This window comes from Autumnicola edwardsiae, from assembly GCF_031846505.1.
GTDB lineage: Bacteria > Bacteroidota > Bacteroidia > Flavobacteriales > Flavobacteriaceae > Autumnicola > Autumnicola edwardsiae.
The window spans coordinates 81,302-100,800 of sequence record NZ_JAVRHP010000001.1; the positions used below are offsets into that span (position 1 = coordinate 81,302).

Sequence of the window (19,499 nt, forward strand, 5' to 3'; positions counted from 1 at the left end):
CAGAATTTCTATTTTAAGACTTCAAAAAGCCGCTGTAGCGGCTTTTTTATGTTTACCGGTCACTGGTTTAAACCTTGTTTTGGAGTATAACCATAACATTTTTTAAACGTATTTATAAAATGTGGAATGCTTTTATAACCCAAAATTCCCGCCATTTCACTAACCGTATATTTTCCCAACAGACTTTTAGCTTTCTCCATACGCAACTCAATAACGAAACTTCTTATCGTTTTTCCATACATTTTTTTAAAGTCTTTTTTTAACTGAAGTTCATTTAAAAGTACTTTCCTCGCCAGGACCTTGATAGTAGGAGGACTTTTAAAATGTTCAATTAAATAGGCATGCGCTTTTTTAATTTTCTCCCGGTTTTCTTCACTTATATCTTTTGGGAATCCTTTTAGCGACTCCTGTTGACATAGATGTAAGGAAAGAAATAGTTCCTTAAGCCTTAGCTCGATAAAAAAAAATTTGAAATCTTCATCCCAGTTAGCCTGGGCAATTTCATTAAGAATATGATATAAATTATAATTTATAGGAAACTGACAGGCCCCCCAACTTTGTAAATCTCCTTGCAGTACTTTTTTATAGAAGGTGTTGTTTTCGATCCAGGCTTCATTTTTTAATAATTCCAGATAATAATCTTTAGATAAATAAATCGCCTGACAATGGATGGGCTGGTTTGCAGGTAACTTAATGATGCTCCTGGTGTCCAAATCATAGCAACATTGAATTCTGCCTAAGCCTACAGCCTGTTTGACTCCGGATAAAATTAAATCAGCCCCCCTTTTTTTTAAGTAAGAAACCTGAATATATTCACCCTTAATTTCAAGTATATTGGTAAGGCTTTTTTTATTATTAAATTCAGTATCTATAATAAGTAATCCATTTGTAAATTGAATTTTACCCGCAGCCTTTAGCCCGGAATCCGAATAATTTGAAACTTCTTTAGATAAAATACTTTTTCGGTCTAACCCGGAAAAATCCATCTCAAATAAGGCTTTATCAACTTCTTTTAATTTAGACTCAATATACATAATACGTTTTCCGTAATTTTTATTACCAAAACAGAAATGGCTTTATTAGTTCAAAAGATATATTTGCCGCAAGTTATTTAAATTTAGTTTAAATAAGAACAATTAATTGCAATTGTGGCTATACATTCCAAAATAAGCTTTGTTTTACTGATACTGTCAGCAGTTGTGTCTACTATACACGCACAGCAAACCGAACCTAAAGGTTTCAATATTTCAGGAATAATCGAAGATCAAAATGGTGAGGCAGTAAGTGGGGCCAGTATTACAGCTTCCAATCTTAACCAAAGTAAAAATACCCGATCAGATTCAGAAGGAAATTACCAGATAAAGAACTTACAGGCAGGAATTTATTTAATTGAGATTAATAACGGCGATTTTATAGCTCACCAACAGATAGCTATAAATCAAGAAAATTTAAAGTACAATATAGTTATCAACACCTCAGAAAATGAATTAGATGAAGTACTCCTTCAGGCAGAATCATTTAAATCTCAAATGGAAAAAAAAGGTTTTGCACTTAGCGTTGTAGAAACCGAAGAAGCAAGTATTAGAAATATTCAGACTAACGAATTACTTAATACTACAGTTGGGGTGAAAATTCGCCAGAATGGCGGTTTAGGCTCTCGTGCAGAATACAGTTTGAATGGATTATCGGGAAGTGCCGTACGTATTTTTATAGACGGTATTCCAATTTCCACATTTGGTTCTTCCTACAACTTAAACAGTATTCCGCCTTCGATGATCGAGCGGATTGAAGTCTACAAAGGCGTTGTTCCCGGCCATTTGGCCGATGATGCGCTTGGTGGAGCAATTAACATTGTACTTAATAAACAATCCAGTGAGAATATTAACGCTTCTGTCTCCTACGGATCATTTAATACTTTCCAGGCCAATGTAAACGGGTTATATCGGTTTGATAAGTCTGGCTTTACCGTAAAAGCCTCTGCCTTTCATAATTATTCTGACAACGATTATGAAGTTTCGGGCCGAAGTGTGGTAGTAAAAGGGTTAGGCGGCCTACAAACTCCTATTACTGCAAGAAGATTTAACGACGCCTACAGATCTACCGGGGGAACGGCGCAAATTGGTTATACCGATGTAAAATGGGCAGATCGGTTTTTTGTAGGCTTTACAGGTTCTGATGATTATAAGGAGGTTCAACATGGGGCTTTTATGACCGACACCCCATATAAAGGAAGATTTCTTGAATCAGACGCATCGCTGGCCAACATAACTTACCAAAAAAATGATTTATTTACTCCAGGATTAGATATAAATGTAAACGGATACTACGGTACGCGCAACCGCCAGGTAAACGACACGGTTCCTTGGGCTTATAGCTGGAACGGGAAACGAGCGATTAATTATGAAGGTGAGGAATTTAAATATACCCGGCGTTCACAACAAGAAGGTGGCCCCACGCTTGCTAAAATAAACCGAAATGTAGCCTCTATCAGAACAGGGTTGGCTTACGCTATTAACAATAACCACAAAATTCTGGCAAACCATGTGTATAGCGGAATTGACAGGGAAGATAGTGATGAACTACAATCTGTATTAGAAAACACATTTGTAGGAACAAGGGATTTACACAAAAACATTCTTTCTTTAACCTATGAGTTAAATGCTTTTAATGACAGGTTAAGAGTAAATTTATTTGGAAAATACTACCAGCAAAAAACAATAAATGTAGATCCTGAAATTCAACAAAATCCAGACGGAAACAGGCAAATTGTGGATGAAGTTGTAAGCAGCAACAAAAAATATGATGGCTATGGTTTTGCGGCTTCTTACGAGCTTACCCCTACTATTACTTTATTAGCTTCAGCAGAAAAAGCCGTACGATTACCAAATGAAACCGAAATTTTTGGTAACGATGGCGATAATGTCGTAGCAAACTCAAGTATTAATCCAGAGCAAAGCAATAATTATAATCTGGGGTTTAAGCTAGGCACCTTTAACCTAAAAGAACATCAAATTAGCGCTTCAACCAATCTTTTCACGCGAAATATTAAAGATAGAATTGGCTTGCCTATCCAAACTTCCTTAAATGTAGATGAAGAATTAATTCTTTATGTAAACCAGGGAAGCGGAACTTCTAAGGGTATAGACGCACAATTAAATTATACCTATAACAACAATTTCGGTCTTAATTTCAACATATCCCGATTCGATTTAAAAGTTGAAAACAGGGGTGTGGAAATAGATGTTCCCAATACCCCTTTTTTTACAATGAATGGCAGCTTACGGTATTCATTTAAGGATTTAATCCAGAAAAACTCCCATATAAATCTGTTCTACACCATGTACTTTACTGATGAGTTCTCCTACCTGGTTCCCCAGGGATCCAATACCGTAGGAGATGATTTTTTTAAAGTACCTCAGCAATTTGCACAAGATCTTGGGCTTAGTTATATATTCCCGAACCAAAATTTTGTAATGAGTTTTGATGTTAAAAACATCTTTGACAAGCCTGTTTACGACAACTTATCTGTACAAAAACCAGGAAGAGCTTTTTACCTGAAATTAAATTATTCAATCAATAACTTTTAACCACTTATTAAAGATATATAATATATGAAACGTAAAATTTTTAGTATTAACACGTTAGCAACGGTTGCAATAGCAACAGGTTTACTAGCTTCTTGTAGCAACGATGACAGTTCTATAGATCCCGGACAGGAACCAATCGAAAATGAAGACGGCAGATGGATTACTGTTGCCGCTGCCAGGATGGGGGAAAATCCCGGAGATGGTAACGGAGGTACCTTAATTTATTCAATAAGCAGTGAAGACGCTAAAGACCCAACGGTGTCTATAGAGCCTTTTGACAACGGATTTATTGCTCCTTCAAACAGAACTGCCAGGTTACAATCTTCTGAGGACGGAAACACTATATTTAATATTAGCTATGCCGGGGACACCGGTGGTAGATATACGAAATATAATGTAGAAGGTGGGCAGAACTTCTCAGAAGCTGGTTCTCCAATAAGTATTAGTGAATATGTAGGTTCTGCCCCAAGATGGATTAAATTATTTGACGGGGACAAAACAGGAGCTGCTGTTTATGTAAATACTCAAAACCAGTTTAATAATAATGGCACTCCAGAAGATGAGAGCGACGATTTTTATGAGCGTACCGAAGCTACTATGGGTATTGTCACCTTAGATTTAGAAAATTCGTTAATAAAAGAATTTAAAGAATCTAGCATCCCGCTAAGCGAAGAACTGGAAGCACAAGGGTATTACTTTGGTAGAATTGACATGCCTGTTTTAAATGCTGCAGGCGATAAATTATACATTGGTGCACGCCTTAGCAAAGTAGACCCGGAAACCGGAGAAACAGATAGGGACGGCGAAATTTTAGGAGCTAAAACCATTGTATTAGATTACCCATCTTTAGAAAACCCAACTGTTATTACTTCTGAAGTAGGGAAAGGAAATACCAACGGTTACCGTAGTATCAATGCGTTCTTAGTTGACGGAAGTGTTTACCAGGCAAACCAGGGCGATCCAAACGGTTCTCATATCTTAAAAATCGATGCCAACAACCAGTATGATGATTCTTACGTATTTAACTTAGATGAAGCATTAGGGGTAGAAGATGCTTATATTCTTGCCTGGAGACCTACTGCTAGCGGGAAAGCGGTTGTGGCTTATCGCCATGCAGGTTCTGCTGAAGGTGTAGCAGGAGCACAGGGATATTTCGCACTGGTAGATTTAGAAGCAAGAACAGCACAAAAAATAGAGGAAATCCCATATTCCCAGAATTTCTACTTATTCCAGTACCAGGGCTTTGTGGTTGATGGAAATGAGGTATACGTAACAGAAGCTCCCGTAGGAGAAAACGGAAATATTTACGTTATAGATACAGAAACAGGCGAGGTAACTAAAGGAGCTGAACTGGTAAATGATGAAGGAAGCCACTTTATAGGAGTATTTTAAAAATTGATTTAGCCAAAAATCTGGGGCTGCTTTCCGGCAGCCCCATTTTTCATTTTAATCGTAAAAACCCATAATGGGGCATTTAACAGGATAGTCATTACTAACTGTCACAATCAATATATTATTGATAGCTTATAACCTGTTTTATAGTAAAAAACAAGAACCAAAGAAAAAATACACCTTCAGAAAATTCCTGAACAATCTTCATCTTTGTCTGGAGCTTGTCAGCGGTATTATTTTATTTTTAATTTGCCTGAGCGGCACCCCCTACTGCAGATATTCTGGTACTTTCAACTGTTGCCTACCCCTTCAAGCATTTCCTTAACCAGGCTTTGCAAATCGCAATTATGTTTCCATCCCCAATCTTCGCGCGCACGGGAATCGTCAATACTGGATGGCCAGGAATCTGCTATTCGTTGCCTGAAATCTGGCTCGTATAGAATACTGAATTCCGGTAATTGCTTTTTAATTTCTTCAGCAAGTTCTTTGGGGGTAAAACTCATAGCCGAAAGATTATAGGCAGACCTTATTTTAATCTTTTCTGAAGGAGCCTCCATAATGTCAATTGTCGCTTTTATAGCATCTTCCATATACATCATGGGCAGCGAAGTGTTTTCTGAAAGGAAGGAAGTGTAAGCACCATTTTTCACCGCTTCATGAAAAATTTCTATCGCATAATCTGTAGTGCCGCCTCCGGGCAGCGTCCTGTAACTAATAATTCCGGGATAACGTATGCTCCTTACGTCTACACCATAAATCCTGTGAAAATATTCGCACCAGCGCTCGCCGGTTTGTTTACTAATCCCATAGACCGTTGAAGGTTCCATAATTGTATTTTGCGGCGTCGCATCTTTTGGTGTCGTTGGTCCAAAAACGGCAATACTGGATGGCCAGAATACTTTTTCAATCTTTTTATCTTTCGCAAGGTTCAGCACGTTAAAAAGGGAATCCATATTTAGGTTCCAGGCTTTCATTGGTGCTTTTTCGGCAGTGGCACTAAGCATGGCCGCCATAAGATAAACTTCAGAAATATTGTATTTCTCCACAATCCTACCAATCTGTTCAGTATTGGTGGCATCGGCAACCTCAAAAGGGCCCGAATTCATCAATTCTGCCTTGCCTTCTCTTATATCACTGGCAATTACGTGCTCATTTCCGTGAATTTCACGTAATTTCAGGCTTAACTCGGTGCCTATTTGTCCGCTGGCTCCTATAATTAAGATTTTTCCGGCCATAGATTTCAATTTTTTGCAAATATATCCATTATCACAGAGATTTATGCAATAAAAAACCTTAAACCTATCTTATTTTTGAAGTTCTTCTAATCCTATAAAGGCTAGCCCTTCAGCATAAATCTGGTATTTTTGTTTTCTTCCGAAGAAAATAGTGATCCCCTGAAAATGGCAATTTTCGACCTTCTGTTTTGTTTCCCGCCGAATTAGCCTAAATTTATATCCGCAATTATAACGAAAGGATTTTTCCTGAAAAGCATTCACTATTTTACATGAAAAAAGTACCCTTTATTTTAGGTTTGTTGTGCCTGGTATCCTGCAAAGACAGGCAGGTAGAGGATCCTGCCACAACCGAGGTAGATACCACCGAATTTGGAAAACAAATAGAGGTCACTAATGAGCGGGTACAGCTTTTGCCCGAAGCCCGGGAATATGCCGCGCAATGGATTGAATATATTACTGCGCAAAACGAGATCGATAAATTTAATGACGCCACGCTTCGCAAAGTGATGACCAATGCTGCTCCCCTGGCAGAAATAATGCAATCTTTAGAAAATTCGGTGCCAGATTCACTACGTTCCACAGCCGTAGAGGCTCGTTTAAATGTACTAACCACAAAATCTATGTTGCTGGACCATGCTGCTTCCAAGCGAAAGCCCAATCCTGAGGAAATAGAGGAGGTCGCAGAAGAAATCCCTTCAGAATTTAACTATCTGAAAATTCAGATGAACGAAATTTTCCTGAAAACACTTCAGGATTTTGAAGCTGAACTGGATTTGCAGGAGGAAGAGAATGAAAATGAAGTCGAAAATGATTCCGTTTCCCAGCGCAGCCTCCGAACTTTAAACGACTCCTAGCCAGTCAATTTTTTATTATGAAGAAATTTATAGCAGTTTGTTTTCTCACAGTAGCCAGCTTTAGTTGCTACGCACAGGATTTTTCTAATGCTGAACTTTCTGCCCGGGAGCAAGTAGCACAAACAATTAAGCTTTGGCACCGGGCAGCTGCAAACGCCAATTTTGAAGCGTATTTTGGATTAATGACAGAAGATGCAGTTTTTATTGGTACAGAGGCGACTGAAAACTGGCAAAACCAAGACTTCAGGGAATATGCAAAACCTCATTTCGACAAAGGAAAAGCCTGGGAATTTAGAGCGATGCAAAGAAATATTTACCTTGGAAAAAACGGAGATTATGTCTGGTTTGATGAACTGCTGGACACACAAATGGGAATTTGCCGCGGCTCGGGAATCCTGGAAAAAAAGGACGAAAATTGGAAAATTAAGCACTACGTTCTTTCTATCACCATCCCGAATGAAAACGTAGATGAAGTTCTCGCGATCAAAAAAGAAGCAGATCAGGAACTGCAATCCAAACTTCAGAAGAATTAGTAATCTCTGGCATTAATTCTGCGTAAACAATTCACGCTGAAGATATTTACCTTTTTATTACTTTAGCTCAGAATTTTTAAATTTCTAAAACCACATGAATACACTTAAAAATGTTTTACTGTTTTCTGTTCTTGGCTCGGCCGTACTTACCGGTTGCAAGGATGATAACAGAACGGCGCAGGCCGAGGAAGAAGTCCGCGGGATTAATCTATCCTATATGGACACTACCACAAATCCAAAAGATGATTTTTTTAGATACGTAAACGGAAGGTGGTTGGATTCCACAGAAATTCCTGAAGACAGGACTTCCTGGGGAAGTTTTTATGAGCTTCGCCAAAGAACCGATGACGATGCGCTTAGCATTCTTGAAGCTGCTTCTTCCAGCGACACTCTAAACCCCGAAGGTGACCAGGCGAAAGCAGTTCATCTTTATAAAAGTATTATGGACACCGTGTCGAGGAACCAAATGGGGATAGAACCTATTAAGCCGTATCTTGCTAAGATCGATTCCATCAACAACAAGGAAGATTTACAGAATTTCCTTGTGGATATGAGTGAGTACGGCAGTGCAGGTTTTTTCTCCTTTGGTGTTAGCGCAGACAGAAAAAACAGTAACATGAATGCTGCCTACCTAAATCCTTCAGGATTGGGACTTCCTGACAGGGATTATTATGTTGCAGACGATTCCGATTCTAAAGAGAAGAGGGAAAAATATAAGGAGTACATTACAGAAATGCTTCAGTATTTAGATTATTCTGAAGAGGAAGCTAGTGCAGAAGCAGAAACTATCCTTGCTTTTGAAACCAGTCTTGCTCAACCCCAGCTTGATAAAGTGGAACGTCGTGATGCAAGGAAAACTTACAATCCAATGACGTTAAATGAACTTCAGAATACAGTTCCTGCAATGCAATGGGAGGCATTTTTTGAAGGAATTGGTGCAAAAGACCTGGACACGATTATCATTACCCAACCGGAGTATATGAAGTCCCTTCAGGATATTATTGCACAAAATTCTGTTGAAGACTGGAAAGCATATTTAAAATGGAACCTTTTTAATGATGCCGCTTCTACCTTAACTACAGAACTTGAGCGTGAGAACTGGGAATTTTATGACAAAACGTTGCAGGGAGCCCAGGAACAACGGCCACGAAACGAAAGAGCCCTAGGTACTGTAAACGGTACAATTGGAGAAGCTCTTGGTAAACTTTACGTAGAGCAAAATTTCCCACCAGAAGCTAAAGAAAAAGCTCAGGAAATGATTGGAAATATTATTAAAGCCTACGAAAACAGGATTAATGAACTTCCATGGATGAGTGAGGATACCAAGAAAAAAGCCCTGGAAAAACTGGATAATTTCACTGTGAAAGTGGGTTATCCCGATGAGTGGAAAGATTACAGCGGACTTGAAATTAAAAGTCCCGAAGAAGGAGGATCTTATTTCCAGAACCTTATGAACGCTCAGAAATGGAGAGTTGAAGAAAACCTTTCAGAACTTGGACAGCCTGTTGACAAAAGCGAGTGGTATATGCCACCTCAAACGGTGAACGCTTATTACAACCCAAGCTACAACGAGATCGTATTCCCGGCTGCTATTTTACAGCCACCGTTCTACGATTATAAAGCTGATGCTGCAGTAAATTACGGCGGAATTGGTGCAGTGATAGGCCACGAAATTTCCCACGGTTTCGATGACAGCGGATCCCGCTTTGATGCTGAAGGAAACCTGAACAACTGGTGGACAGACGAAGATCTTGAACAATTTGAAGAGTTGGGGAGCGATCTTGCAGATCAATACAGCGCGATTGAAGTGCTTGACAGTGTTTACATTAATGGTAAATTTACTTTAGGTGAAAATATCGGAGATTTAGGCGGAGTAAATGCTGCTTACGACGGACTCCAGATTCATCTTGAAGAGCATGGAAATCCGGGAGAAATCGATGGATTTACACCAGAGCAGCGATTCTTTATGTCCTGGGGAACCGTTTGGCGCACAAAAATGCGTGAGGAAGCTTTAAGAAACAGGATCAAGACAGACCCTCACTCTCCGGGAATGTACCGCGCGTATGTTCCGTTGCAAAATATTGATGCTTTTTATGAAGCCTTTGATATTGCCGAAGGAGATAAAATGTACATAAAACCTGAAAACCGGGTAAAAATCTGGTAATCTTCAGTAAACTTATAAGAAAGAGAGCCGGAGTTTTTCCGGCTCTCTTTTTTAGGTGTTATTGTCCGAAAAAGATATAAGACCGCTTACGTCCCTTATAAAAACAGTGCGAGCTGGCGAGCGTGATTATGCGCAGGACGATCAGGCGCAGCAAGCTAGCAGGAAGTTTCGATTCAAGACAAATTTAAACATTGTTGTTGTGTGTAGGCTTTTTTCCCTTAATTTTCTCAAATTCAAACGGTATGTTTAAGTCAGCTCCCGATACCGTTGCCTTTAATTTGTTGTTTTCTGTCCAATATTTTATTTGGTTTGGGAAGTTGATAGAATCATTGATGCAGGTGAAGGAATTGTGGGTAAAGTCAGTCAGTCCAAAAGTTATGTCTTTTGTTTCTTCAGGGATTTTCACTATCAAATCCCAAGTGTCATTTTGTTTTATTAGCCTTATTTTTTCCTGTTTTATAGTATCTCCATCCTGCATTGTAAACCCAATTCCCGAATAACTAAAGTCAGATATTTTATCCCAATTTTCAAATGTCGTTTTTCCCTGTTCTTCGTTTGTTCGTTCCCACTGTCCTATAAGCCAATCAAAATTTTCAGGTTTTTCTTGGCTCTTAATTTTGGTGTTGCACGAAAAAGTAAAAAGGGAAATAACAATTGTCAATATCGTTAATAATGTTTGTGCTTTCATAACGTAATGAGTCCGTTTTCTAATAAATATTCTTTTCTAATAGTCTGCTCCATTGTATCCATTACCGAAGCCATTATTGTTTCCGACTGTTTTGGGGTTGACACTTTTAGAAGTTCTGCTTTAACTAATGAATAATAGAAATGTCCATTTGGTAATTCTTTTTCGATGTCCGCCAATAAAATCAAGGCTTCTTCCCTTCGGTTGGCTTGATGTAATCCGTAGCAAAGGTTTAATTTTACGATGGGGGAATGATGGAATTTCGTAAGTAATTCGTAGAGTTTAATAATTTCGTTCCAATGTTCGGTATCATATGAATTTGCCGTCATATACTTACTTGCAATCAATGACTCGATGTAAAATCGGTTCAATTTTTCGGGTTTGTGCAAGTAACTGAACCCTAAGCTCATTAGCTTCTTATCCCATTTGGCTTGGTCTTGTTTAAAAAGCGAAACGAGTTTGCCTTTGTCAATCTTTGCAGGTATTCTCCCAATATGAAAACAAAAAAGGGCTAGTAGGTTTTTAGTTGAATCCTGTTGATATTTTTTAAACAATTCTTTAGCAATAGCAAAGGCTTCCAAACATAAATCTTCGTTGACAATGGACTGTATTTTGTTATTGAAAGAATCAAAACCAATGTTGAACACCGCATACAAAATTTCCTCAACGGTCACGATTTCGTGTTTGCCAGTTTTTTTGGTGATTACACTTATAGGTTTGTTCTCAAATTCAAGACGGAAGCTTGCTTTTGCCCTGTTGATACTTTTGTAGATGGCTTCTTGACTTAACAGCGTACTCTCACTTATTTCGCGGACATTAAGACCGAAAATATTTTTGAGGATGAACATTACCTTTGCTCTATCAGAATTTTTTTTTGAGGATGACAGGAACAAAATGGTTTCAAGTCGTAAGTCATTTTCTGCCGTTCCGTTTTCTTCGGTTTCGGTCAAATTGGATGCCGGACTTGCCTTGCCCTTTTTTCTGATTTGGTTCAAAACATCGTTTCGGGCAACAATGAAAAGCCAATTTTCTTTGTTATCGGGAATTTTATCAGCGTTCCAGGTTTTTAAGGATTTCAGAAAAGTATTCTGAATAGCGTCCTCAATTTCATTAACGTGATTCGTGCCAAACTGATTGATAAGTGCAGAAAACAACTTTCCGTATAATGCCCGGTAATAGAATTCAATTGCCGAATGCCTATTATTGCTCATATTGATCCATTTCCATAATGGCGCGAATTTCGGTAGTTCCTCCCCAAAGATGGCACGGGCATTCTTTGGCAAACTGTACGATGGTGTCCAAGTCGTTCGCTTGTAACAGGTAGTATCCACCAATCAATTCCTTGGATTCCAAGTAAGGGCCATCTTTTATCACGCATTCTTTCCCCGTGATGAGTACCCCTTTCTCGTGCAAACCTTCCCCAGAAATCAAATGTCCCGATTCAGCCAACTTGGTCGCCCAAGCCATATGAGCGTTCGCCAATTCTCCCATTTCTTTTGGCGATAGTTCATTCATTTTTTCAATATCTTCGTGTAGCAGTAATAAGAATTTTTTCATTTTATTCTGTTTTTGATTTACTTTAAAGACATTTCAGGTCATTGGTTTTGGACACTTTTTTAATTTTTTTTGTGATTTTTTTGCTTACACACAACATCCAGCTAAAACGATCAGTTTATTTATGATCTCATCAGCAAATTTTCACAGCTTCAAATTATTTGTCTGCTTCAGAAGTAATAAAAGGCGTCCTTTAGATGTTCAATCTTTGTACCTGACTGGTTTTTGATAATCGCAATAACATCGAAACGGACTTCCATTTCCAGTTCCTGCTCTTCAGCAAAATAATTTACGGCTTTTAATAACTGCTGAATTTGTTTCTTTTTCACAAAATCCTGCGGATCACCAAAGTCTGGTGTGCTCCTGGTTTTTACCTCTACGGCGATAAGTACATCTTTCTTCCTGGCGATAATATCCACCTCTGCCTGTTGGTAAACAAAATTCCTGGCAACAATGGCATAACCGTTCTTTTGCAAAAATTCGGCAGCCAGCTCCTCTCCTTTTTTCCCAAGCAAATTGTGTTTTGCCATATTTAATTGAATAAAAATCCAACTAATTTACACAAATAACTGATCTTAAGCACTATGAATTTTTATTGAAGAATAACACTTAAGTAAACGGTTACAAGACCAGTCAGGTTATGAAAACCTGACTGGTCGCCGCAAATTATTCGTGTATTAGTGGTTGCATTTTACCCGGTCCACTATCAAAAAATATCAGGATTTTCTTAGTACAATAGCCTGCACCTTTAAATTCATATTTTCGATCTCCTGCGGCGAAGCTTTTACTACTTGATCGCCATAGAATTTATCTGAAGGTTCATTTTCGGCACCCAGAAAGACCCTTAAATCGGTATCTTCCAATTTGCCACCATTCCACACTACAGCTCCGCTGTAATCCCATCCAAAACCATAGAAAGAAACCAAAATTCCGTTAATCCCGTTCAATTCTTTATAGGTTGTACCAACCTTCACCCCCGAGGCAGAACGCCATTTCCCTTCTTCGGCAAAGCGAATATCAAATATTTCATTATTCGCATTCCAGGTGATGTGCATTTCATCTTTAGTTCCGGGATAGAGTATCGCGTAAGAGCGCTCTACTGTTCCCTCATCATACAAATTGGTTCCTTCTTCTATATTAGCATCAGAAAACCGCTCTTTCACCTCCTTTAGGTCATAATCCAGAAGTTTTTCTGCAACAAATTTGTCTGAAGCATCTGTAGTCGCTTGTTTTGTGCTATTACAGGAATAAAGACCAATAAAAGCTATTACAAAAAATATTTTCTTCATGTTCTCTGATTTACTTCCGCAGTATAAAGTACCAAAATTGCCATTTTTAAAGGGTAGCATAAATGTAGAAACAAATCCTTCATAAGAATGGTCTTTTACAAGAATTTAACTCGTAATATATAGCAGTTGCTTACCTTTACAAGCTCAAAAAAAGATTAGGAATAAATGAACAACTCTCCACAGAGATATACGATCACTGCCGCTTTGCCATACACCAACGGTCCAATCCATATTGGCCATCTTGCAGGTGTTTATGTTCCCGCCGATATTTACGCACGTTACCTTAGAATGCACGGCCAGGACGTGGCCTTTGTATGCGGAAGTGATGAGCACGGGGTGCCAATTACTATAAAAGCAAAGAAAGAAGGCGTTAGTCCGCAGGATATTGTGGATAAATATGATGCCATCATCAAAAAATCCTTCAAAGATTTTGGTGTCTCTTTCGATAATTATTCGCGGACTTCTGCTGAAGTTCACCACGATACGGCATCAGATTTTTTTAAGTCGATGTACGAAAATGGCAAATTTATCGAGGAGACCACAAAGCAGCTTTACGATGAAAAGGCCGGTCAGTTTCTTGCCGATCGTTTTGTAACCGGAACCTGCCCGAAATGTGGAAATGAAGAAGCTTATGGTGACCAGTGTGAGAGCTGCGGAACTTCGCTTAACGCGACAGATTTAATTAATCCGAAATCAGCAATTACCGGAGCAACACCTACTTTAAAAGAGACCAGGCACTGGTTTTTGCCTTTGGATCAATATGAAGACTGGCTGAAAGAATGGATTCTTGAAGGCCATAAAGCTGACTGGAAAACGAATGTTTACGGACAGGTGAAATCCTGGATCGACGATGGCTTAAGGGCCCGCGCCGTAACCCGCGATCTTGATTGGGGAATTCCTGTGCCCGTGGAAGGGGCTGAAGGGAAAGTGCTCTATGTATGGTTTGATGCCCCAATTGGTTATATTTCTTCTACCAAAGAATGGGCAGCGCACGAAGGCAAAGACTGGGAACCTTACTGGAAAGATGAAAACACCAAGCTTGTTCATTTTATAGGAAAAGACAATATCGTTTTTCACTGCATTATTTTCCCCACGATGCTGAAGGCACACGGAGACTATATCTTACCAGATAATGTTCCTGCAAACGAATTCCTGAACCTGGAAGGCAAAAAACTTTCCACTTCTAAAAACTGGGCAGTTTGGCTGCACGAGTACCTGGAAGATTTTCCAAATCAGCAGGATGTATTGCGCTACGCGTTAACCGCAAACGCACCCGAAACTAAGGATAACGATTTTACCTGGAAAGATTTTCAGGCAAGGAACAACAACGAACTAGTGGCGATATTTGGCAATTTCATTAACCGTGTTGTTGTTCTTACCAATAAATATTACGACGGAATTGTTCCGGAACCCAATGTATATTCTGAAGTTGATGAAGCTACGATTGCTGAATTAAAAGCATATCCGGCGGTGATTGCAAGTTCAATTGAAAAATACCGTTTCCGGGAAGCACAGGCTGAATTGATGAACCTGGCGCGCTTAGGAAACAAATATCTTGCCGATGAAGAGCCGTGGAAATTGATAAAAACCGATGAAGAACGGGTGAAAACGGTGATGTATGTGGCTTTGCAAATAGCTTCTGCCCTTGCAACTTTAAGCGAACCATTTTTACCTTTTACTTCAGTTAAACTTAAAGGCATCCTTAAAATTACAGATGCCGTGGAAAACCAGGGAGAAAAAGAACCACAGTGGGACAAGATTGCCACGAAAAGATCTTTACTTCCGGCAGGACACCAAATTGGAAAAGCAGAGCTGCTCTTCAGTAAAATAGAAGATTCAGAAATCGAAAAACAACTGGAAAAACTAGAAGCTACAAAAACTGCAAACGCAGCCGAAAATCAGAAAGTGGAGCCTCAGAAGGAAATTGCGAATTTCGACGATTTTACAAAAATGGACTTGAGGGTCGGAACTATCATTGAAGCTCATAAAATGCCAAAAACCAAAAAATTACTGGTTTTAAAAGTCGACACAGGTCTTGACAAAAGAACCGTAGTTTCGGGTATTGCAGAGCATTTTAGTCCTGAAGATATTATTGGCAAGAAAGTTACCGTCCTCGCCAACCTTGCTCCCAGAAAATTACGCGGAGTAGAAAGCGAAGGCATGATCTTAATGACCGAAAATGCTGGAGGTAAGCTGGTTTTTGTAAATCCTGATGAAGATGGTGTTGAAAATGGAACTACGATAAATTAATTACGACTGCGCACTGATAGAAAATGATTTTCGAAAAGTCCCGTATTAAAACCTAAAATTCCCTTAATCCCGCTGCCACTCTTTTCTGTATTTTTTATCTTAAAGAAGATTTTGCTTTAATCAGGAAAAGTATGCGCCAGCTCATTATAAAAATTCCGAAGGGACATAAAGATAAGGTTTTAGACACTGTTTCGGAATTTGAGGGGAAAAACACTATTGATCTCTCTTCAGAAAAAGAAGATGTTTTCCTGGTTTTTCTTTCAAATAATAAGGTAAACGATTTTCTAAAAAAGCTTGATGCTTTTGAACAACCGGAAATCAGTTTAATTCCCAGAGGTGTAATTACGCTTTACCCTCCCGCAAATGAAGCCCCGGAACAGGTCGCCGATGTAAAACCAAAGAGTTCTATGGAAATCTACCTGGGCGGCATCCAAAGCGTAGGTTCTATTTTTGGGTTAGTTGGTTATTCCATAGCTGCAGGAATCATTGTGTGGATTGGACTATACACCACAACTGTATATCTGCTGGTGGCCGCCATGCTGGTGGCACCTTTCGCCGGACCGGCGATGAATGCGGCTCTGGCCACTGCCTCGGGAAAAATGCCACTTCTAAAGAGCAGCCTGATGCGTTACGGACTCGCGATTACAAGCGGGATTGCTACCAGTTTCATTTTATCCGCAATTTTCCCGTTAGAAACCCTGACTCCTCTTATGGTGGAAGTGAGCCACGTTTCTCGGGTAGCTTTGTTTTTGCCTATTATTTCGGGTTTTGCGGGAGCTATTAATATCTGCCAGTCTGAAAGAGATAGCCTTGTCTCTGGTGCCGCCGTCGGAATTTTGGTAGCTGCTTCCCTTGCACCGCCTGTTGGACTGGTTGGTGCCGGGATTTATATAATGGATTGGGAAGTTGTTTTTAGCAGTATTTTCAGGATCGTACTACAGCTGCTGGGAATTCATCTTGCCGCTACTCTGGTGTTTTATTTCTACGGAAAAGTTACCCCCACGGGCGTCCGCTTTCTTAAAGGCAGCAAAAAAGTAGCAATCACCACCAGCAGCATTGTGATACTGGGCATAGGCGCAATGATCTTCTGGCAGTTCAGTAAGCCGCCATTTTTGCGCAAGGCCAGCATGAATACCGAATTAACCGAAAGAATGGACAACGAACTAAAGAATCTGAATTATATCAGGATAATTAATAAGAACGTAACTTTTACCAACACCAAAATCAACGACAAACCTACGGTAAACTTTCAGGCTACCGTTTTACCGAAAGACACACTCATTTCAGATGAAGCTTTAAAAAATGCAATTATCAATCACCTTAAAGAAAATGTCAATTACCAGAATGAAAATATTCATAAGGTATATCAGATTAATGTGGTAAGGGAGTAATTTCGATAGGATTTTAAAAGCAGCCTAAAAACTTTTGAAGATAATATCACTAAAATTATAATTTAAGTGAAATGAACGCTCATTAATTCCTTACCTAATTTATGTAAACCCTTCTCTATTTTTAAAGATTTTTCATCGCTCAGTTTTACAAATCCTCTTGATATTTTCCTGATGTAGTTAGGGCTTTCCCCGATTGCCTCGGCAAATGCTGATTTATTTATAAATTTAAATTCTTCAAAGAATTGTTGAATATCAAGATAAAATTCAATTTCTGAATTCTTTAAAACTTCTGCTTCTTTAATTTTTTTCTGCTCTTCTAAATATTCAATCTGGTACTCGATAACCTCCTGAATATTTTCCTTCACTTCCTGGATATTTTCGCCGGCAGTGTAAATAGCCGGATATTCTTTTGCATATGCACTATAACCAGTACCAGATTTTTCCAGAAGTATTGGTAATTTAGTTTTATGTTCCATTGTTGACGTTGATCGTTATTGATGTTATTGCTAAGTTTAAAATGGCATTAACTGAGCCCCGCATCTTTTAAAATACTCCTTTCTGTTCCCTTCTTCAACTCCTGACTTCGATGCCGGGGGAGTGGAATTTGTCCTTTTTTAGTCGGATGCCTGTACAAGTCGTGCTTTTTTCCGTTCCTGTGGAGGTACCACCCATCCCTCATAAGAATTTTTAGCATTTCGCTTACTTTCACTAATAAGAACTTTAAATTACAAATATAAGGAACAGAAATGTTCTTTACAGTACTAAGAAAATTTGAATTATTTTTTTCTATTAAAAATTACGAGTATCTATAAAATCAACCTCTAATCTTTCTCTTTTATTCTTTGGGTGCAAACGGGAATAAGAACTACAAGATTAATTAGAAAAATCAGCAAAAAAGCCAGCGAAAGTCCTGTAATTACATAGTAGGTATCGTATGTATTAAGGCTGAAAAATTCTTTCCTAAGTAAAATTCCACAGATCAAAATTAGAACAGATAAAAACAAGGTATACTTCACGCTGCCAATTTAGTTAGAAAATCCTGTCACCCTCACATTATCGACATCATAAGTAGTGGTTTTGTCGGGAATTCCTCCAAGATAGTGAAATCCAAAGTGCACTGTGCCTTCCAAACAGGAAATATCAATTTTTGTATGGGTGTAGGCGGTACCGTTTTGGCTGGTGGGTCCCATGGGGATATTCGCCTCCAGAAGCTGCCATTCAGTAGTTTTAGGATTTCCGGTAAAATTTGTGGTCACGTAGATATCTAATATCGTGGCATTATCAAAGGAGGCCATAACATCTGCGGAAAACACTTCTCCTGTGCTCCCGCTAAGGTCTATGCCCGGAGTTACGAGCCATGCCTCCAGAAGATTCTCGGTAGTATTGTAAGCTGAAATCCTGAAATATCGGTTACCGTTCCTGGTTCCCGGTTTAAATTTTTCACTGCCGCCACTAACATTCACGTTCCTCCAGTCCCGGTTTCTTAAAGCGGTTAAGGTAGTGACATCAGTAAAGTCTTCATTAAAAATCACCTCAGGCCCTTCAGTAAGATTTTCACCACATTTAAAGAATACCGGGTCACATCTTTCTCCTGAAAATTCCAAATCGCGGGGAGTATTCAACACCAGCGCGTAAAAATCATCATAAAAATCCCGACTTAAAACTGCCTTTACACTTCCCGATTGCTGCGGAAGCAGCAAAGATCGAAAATCGGCAAAAGTACTTGTACTCAACATTGCAGTCGCGCCAGATGCACAACTTTCCAGTTGTCGCACCCCATCGTACTCATCTACATTTTCTGAAGCAAAAGAAAAAATATGCTCATTTCTTACCAGGTTTCGGTTAAATTGGACATTCTCCACCTGCACAAAAAGGTTCTTATAACGATCACTGAAATCTGTTATCTTTAACTTGAGCGGAACGATTCCCGCTGTGACTTCAGAGCGGATAAGATGTTCGTCGATTAAAGAATTAGGAATGGCCACCACGTCTCCCCTGTTTTGGATCCCCAATTGAAGAACTCCATTGTTATACCACAAACTAAGGGCATCGGGTTTTACAAACACCTTTCTTCCAAAGTTAAAGCTGTCGTGAAGGGAATTATCATCTACTAAAATCACAATTCCCGAAGTGGGATTTTCCGGTTTGTCCTGCAGCACCAGTTCTTTATAAAAATTGCCACCTTCATCACTGGAAACCACATAAGCTTCAAAATAAATCCCGGTGTCCTGAAACGTATAAATTTCACCGGTTTCTATATTAAAATTTCCTTTCACCGCAGAAATACTGGTTAAGTTTCCCTCTACCACTACCTCTTTTTCTTCAATTTCCGGCAGGTCAAAATCATCGGTCTGCACACAGGAAGTTAGGAACAGGAGTATTGCTGCAGTGCCTGCAAAAAGATTTTTTCTAATATTTTCTTTCATAATAAAGCTAATAAACGTTTAAAATTAACACCTATGTTATTACAAGGCTCCAGTTGTTTCTTTAAATAAATTTTTTAAACCTCTTTTTAAACCTACAAGGTTTTAAAAACCTTGCAGGATAATCTCGCACTTCGCAGGA

Annotated in this window: 17 protein-coding genes; 7 read left to right on the forward strand and 10 right to left on the reverse strand. The window is 39.0% G+C overall.

Going from position 1 to position 19,499, the window contains the following annotated elements; all coding sequences use genetic code 11:
* Nucleotides 1-59: 59 nt before the first annotated feature.
* Entirely contained in the window at nt 60-1,034 is a 975-nt protein-coding gene (locus RM529_RS00395) for a helix-turn-helix transcriptional regulator (protein WP_311482760.1), read from the reverse strand.
* A gap of 165 nt (nt 1,035-1,199) precedes the next feature.
* Between RM529_RS00395 and RM529_RS00400 the strand changes: the two genes are divergently transcribed.
* Both RM529_RS00400 and RM529_RS00405 read left to right on the forward strand, forming a co-directional pair.
* Nucleotides 1,200-3,587 carry a TonB-dependent receptor gene (locus tag RM529_RS00400; protein ID WP_311482761.1) on the forward strand — a complete coding sequence of 796 codons (2,388 nt, stop codon included), beginning with the start codon at nt 1,200-1,202 and terminating at the stop codon, nt 3,585-3,587.
* A gap of 24 nt (nt 3,588-3,611) precedes the next feature.
* The gene (locus RM529_RS00405) at nt 3,612-4,979 is read left to right on the forward strand and encodes a DUF4374 domain-containing protein (RefSeq protein WP_311482762.1); all 1,368 of its coding nucleotides are present in this window, start codon (nt 3,612-3,614) and stop codon (nt 4,977-4,979) included.
* A 290-nt stretch (nt 4,980-5,269) separates the two neighbouring features.
* On the opposite strand, the gene RM529_RS00410 is transcribed toward RM529_RS00405, so the two are convergent.
* Nucleotides 5,270-6,214 (reverse strand): NAD-dependent epimerase/dehydratase family protein, encoded by a 945-nt coding sequence (locus RM529_RS00410; RefSeq protein WP_311482763.1) that lies wholly within the window; start codon nt 6,212-6,214, stop codon nt 5,270-5,272.
* Nucleotides 6,215-6,483: 269 nt separating this feature from the next.
* Here RM529_RS00410 and RM529_RS00415 point away from each other — a divergent pair, with 269 nt between their 5' ends.
* The 3 genes from RM529_RS00415 (at nt 6,484) to RM529_RS00425 (ending at nt 9,765) form a co-directional block, all read left to right on the forward strand.
* Nucleotides 6,484-7,068: a hypothetical protein gene (locus tag RM529_RS00415; protein ID WP_311482764.1), complete on the forward strand. Its 585-nt coding sequence runs from the start codon at nt 6,484-6,486 to the stop codon at nt 7,066-7,068.
* A 17-nt stretch (nt 7,069-7,085) separates the two neighbouring features.
* Nucleotides 7,086-7,601, forward strand: coding sequence for a nuclear transport factor 2 family protein (locus RM529_RS00420; RefSeq protein ID WP_311482765.1), 516 nt, complete (start codon nt 7,086-7,088; stop codon nt 7,599-7,601).
* Between the two features lie 94 nt (nt 7,602-7,695).
* On the forward strand, nt 7,696-9,765 hold the full coding sequence (locus RM529_RS00425) for a M13 family metallopeptidase (protein WP_311482766.1): 2,070 nt from the start codon (nt 7,696-7,698) through the stop codon (nt 9,763-9,765).
* 184 nt (nt 9,766-9,949) lie between these two features.
* Here RM529_RS00425 and RM529_RS00430 read toward each other — a convergent pair whose 3' ends face one another.
* The 5 genes from RM529_RS00430 to RM529_RS00450 form a co-directional block, all read right to left on the reverse strand.
* Nucleotides 9,950-10,453: a DUF6265 family protein gene (locus RM529_RS00430; RefSeq protein WP_311482767.1), complete on the reverse strand. Its 504-nt coding sequence runs from the start codon at nt 10,451-10,453 to the stop codon at nt 9,950-9,952.
* Nucleotides 10,450-11,661 carry a DUF6596 domain-containing protein gene (locus RM529_RS00435; RefSeq protein WP_349254637.1) on the reverse strand — a complete coding sequence of 404 codons (1,212 nt, stop codon included), beginning with the start codon at nt 11,659-11,661 and terminating at the stop codon, nt 10,450-10,452. The genes RM529_RS00430 and RM529_RS00435 overlap by 4 nt, the downstream gene beginning before the upstream one ends.
* Entirely contained in the window at nt 11,651-12,007 is a 357-nt protein-coding gene (locus tag RM529_RS00440; RefSeq protein WP_311482769.1) for a YciI family protein, read from the reverse strand. The genes RM529_RS00435 and RM529_RS00440 overlap by 11 nt, the downstream gene beginning before the upstream one ends.
* Nucleotides 12,008-12,174: 167 nt before the next feature.
* On the reverse strand, nt 12,175-12,534 hold the full coding sequence (locus tag RM529_RS00445; RefSeq protein WP_311482770.1) for a YraN family protein: 360 nt from the start codon (nt 12,532-12,534) through the stop codon (nt 12,175-12,177).
* Between the two features lie 186 nt (nt 12,535-12,720).
* Complete coding sequence (locus RM529_RS00450) at nt 12,721-13,293, reverse strand: hypothetical protein (protein ID WP_311482771.1); 573 nt, start codon at nt 13,291-13,293, stop codon at nt 12,721-12,723.
* Between the two features lie 165 nt (nt 13,294-13,458).
* Between RM529_RS00450 and metG the strand changes: the two genes are divergently transcribed.
* Together metG and RM529_RS00460 are read left to right on the forward strand one after the other, a co-directional pair.
* Nucleotides 13,459-15,543: a methionine--tRNA ligase gene (gene metG / locus RM529_RS00455; protein WP_311482772.1), complete on the forward strand. Its 2,085-nt coding sequence runs from the start codon at nt 13,459-13,461 to the stop codon at nt 15,541-15,543.
* 131 nt (nt 15,544-15,674) lie between these two features.
* The gene (locus RM529_RS00460; protein WP_311482773.1) at nt 15,675-16,934 is read left to right on the forward strand and encodes a DUF389 domain-containing protein; all 1,260 of its coding nucleotides are present in this window, start codon (nt 15,675-15,677) and stop codon (nt 16,932-16,934) included.
* Nucleotides 16,935-16,996: 62 nt separating this feature from the next.
* Here the strand turns inward: RM529_RS00460 and RM529_RS00465 are convergent, their stop codons facing one another.
* The 3 genes from RM529_RS00465 to RM529_RS00475 all read right to left on the reverse strand — a co-directional run bounded on the left by RM529_RS00465 (nt 16,997) and on the right by RM529_RS00475 (nt 19,360).
* On the reverse strand, nt 16,997-17,410 hold the full coding sequence (locus RM529_RS00465) for a type II toxin-antitoxin system HicB family antitoxin (RefSeq protein WP_311482774.1): 414 nt from the start codon (nt 17,408-17,410) through the stop codon (nt 16,997-16,999).
* 47 nt (nt 17,411-17,457) lie between these two features.
* Nucleotides 17,458-17,628, reverse strand: coding sequence for a type II toxin-antitoxin system HicA family toxin (locus tag RM529_RS00470; protein ID WP_311482775.1), 171 nt, complete (start codon nt 17,626-17,628; stop codon nt 17,458-17,460).
* Nucleotides 17,629-17,959: 331 nt separating this feature from the next.
* Nucleotides 17,960-19,360, reverse strand: a complete 1,401-nt coding sequence (locus RM529_RS00475; protein WP_311482776.1) for a DUF5689 domain-containing protein — start codon at nt 19,358-19,360, stop codon at nt 17,960-17,962.
* Between the last annotated feature and the right edge of the window lie 139 nt (nt 19,361-19,499).

Excerpts from the sequence above, each read along its gene's own strand:
- RM529_RS00440 (WP_311482769.1), bottom strand. The coding sequence starts at position 12,007 with ATGAAAAAATTCTTATTACTGCTACACGAAGATATTGAAAAAATGAAT.
- RM529_RS00460 (WP_311482773.1), top strand. The coding sequence starts at position 15,675 with ATGCGCCAGCTCATTATAAAAATTCCGAAGGGACATAAAGATAAGGTT.
- RM529_RS00445 (WP_311482770.1), bottom strand. The coding sequence starts at position 12,534 with ATGGCAAAACACAATTTGCTTGGGAAAAAAGGAGAGGAGCTGGCTGCC.
- RM529_RS00430 (WP_311482767.1), bottom strand. The coding sequence starts at position 10,453 with ATGAAAGCACAAACATTATTAACGATATTGACAATTGTTATTTCCCTT.
- RM529_RS00420 (WP_311482765.1), top strand. The coding sequence starts at position 7,086 with ATGAAGAAATTTATAGCAGTTTGTTTTCTCACAGTAGCCAGCTTTAGT.
- RM529_RS00395 (WP_311482760.1), bottom strand. The coding sequence starts at position 1,034 with ATGTATATTGAGTCTAAATTAAAAGAAGTTGATAAAGCCTTATTTGAG.
- RM529_RS00470 (WP_311482775.1), bottom strand. The coding sequence starts at position 17,628 with ATGCTAAAAATTCTTATGAGGGATGGGTGGTACCTCCACAGGAACGGA.
- RM529_RS00465 (WP_311482774.1), bottom strand. The coding sequence starts at position 17,410 with ATGGAACATAAAACTAAATTACCAATACTTCTGGAAAAATCTGGTACT.
- RM529_RS00450 (WP_311482771.1), bottom strand. The coding sequence starts at position 13,293 with ATGAAGAAAATATTTTTTGTAATAGCTTTTATTGGTCTTTATTCCTGT.
- RM529_RS00425 (WP_311482766.1), top strand. The coding sequence starts at position 7,696 with ATGAATACACTTAAAAATGTTTTACTGTTTTCTGTTCTTGGCTCGGCC.
- RM529_RS00435 (WP_349254637.1), bottom strand. The coding sequence starts at position 11,661 with ATGAGCAATAATAGGCATTCGGCAATTGAATTCTATTACCGGGCATTA.
- RM529_RS00475 (WP_311482776.1), bottom strand. The coding sequence starts at position 19,360 with ATGAAAGAAAATATTAGAAAAAATCTTTTTGCAGGCACTGCAGCAATA.
- RM529_RS00415 (WP_311482764.1), top strand. The coding sequence starts at position 6,484 with ATGAAAAAAGTACCCTTTATTTTAGGTTTGTTGTGCCTGGTATCCTGC.
- RM529_RS00405 (WP_311482762.1), top strand. The coding sequence starts at position 3,612 with ATGAAACGTAAAATTTTTAGTATTAACACGTTAGCAACGGTTGCAATA.
- metG (WP_311482772.1), top strand. The coding sequence starts at position 13,459 with ATGAACAACTCTCCACAGAGATATACGATCACTGCCGCTTTGCCATAC.
- RM529_RS00410 (WP_311482763.1), bottom strand. The coding sequence starts at position 6,214 with ATGGCCGGAAAAATCTTAATTATAGGAGCCAGCGGACAAATAGGCACC.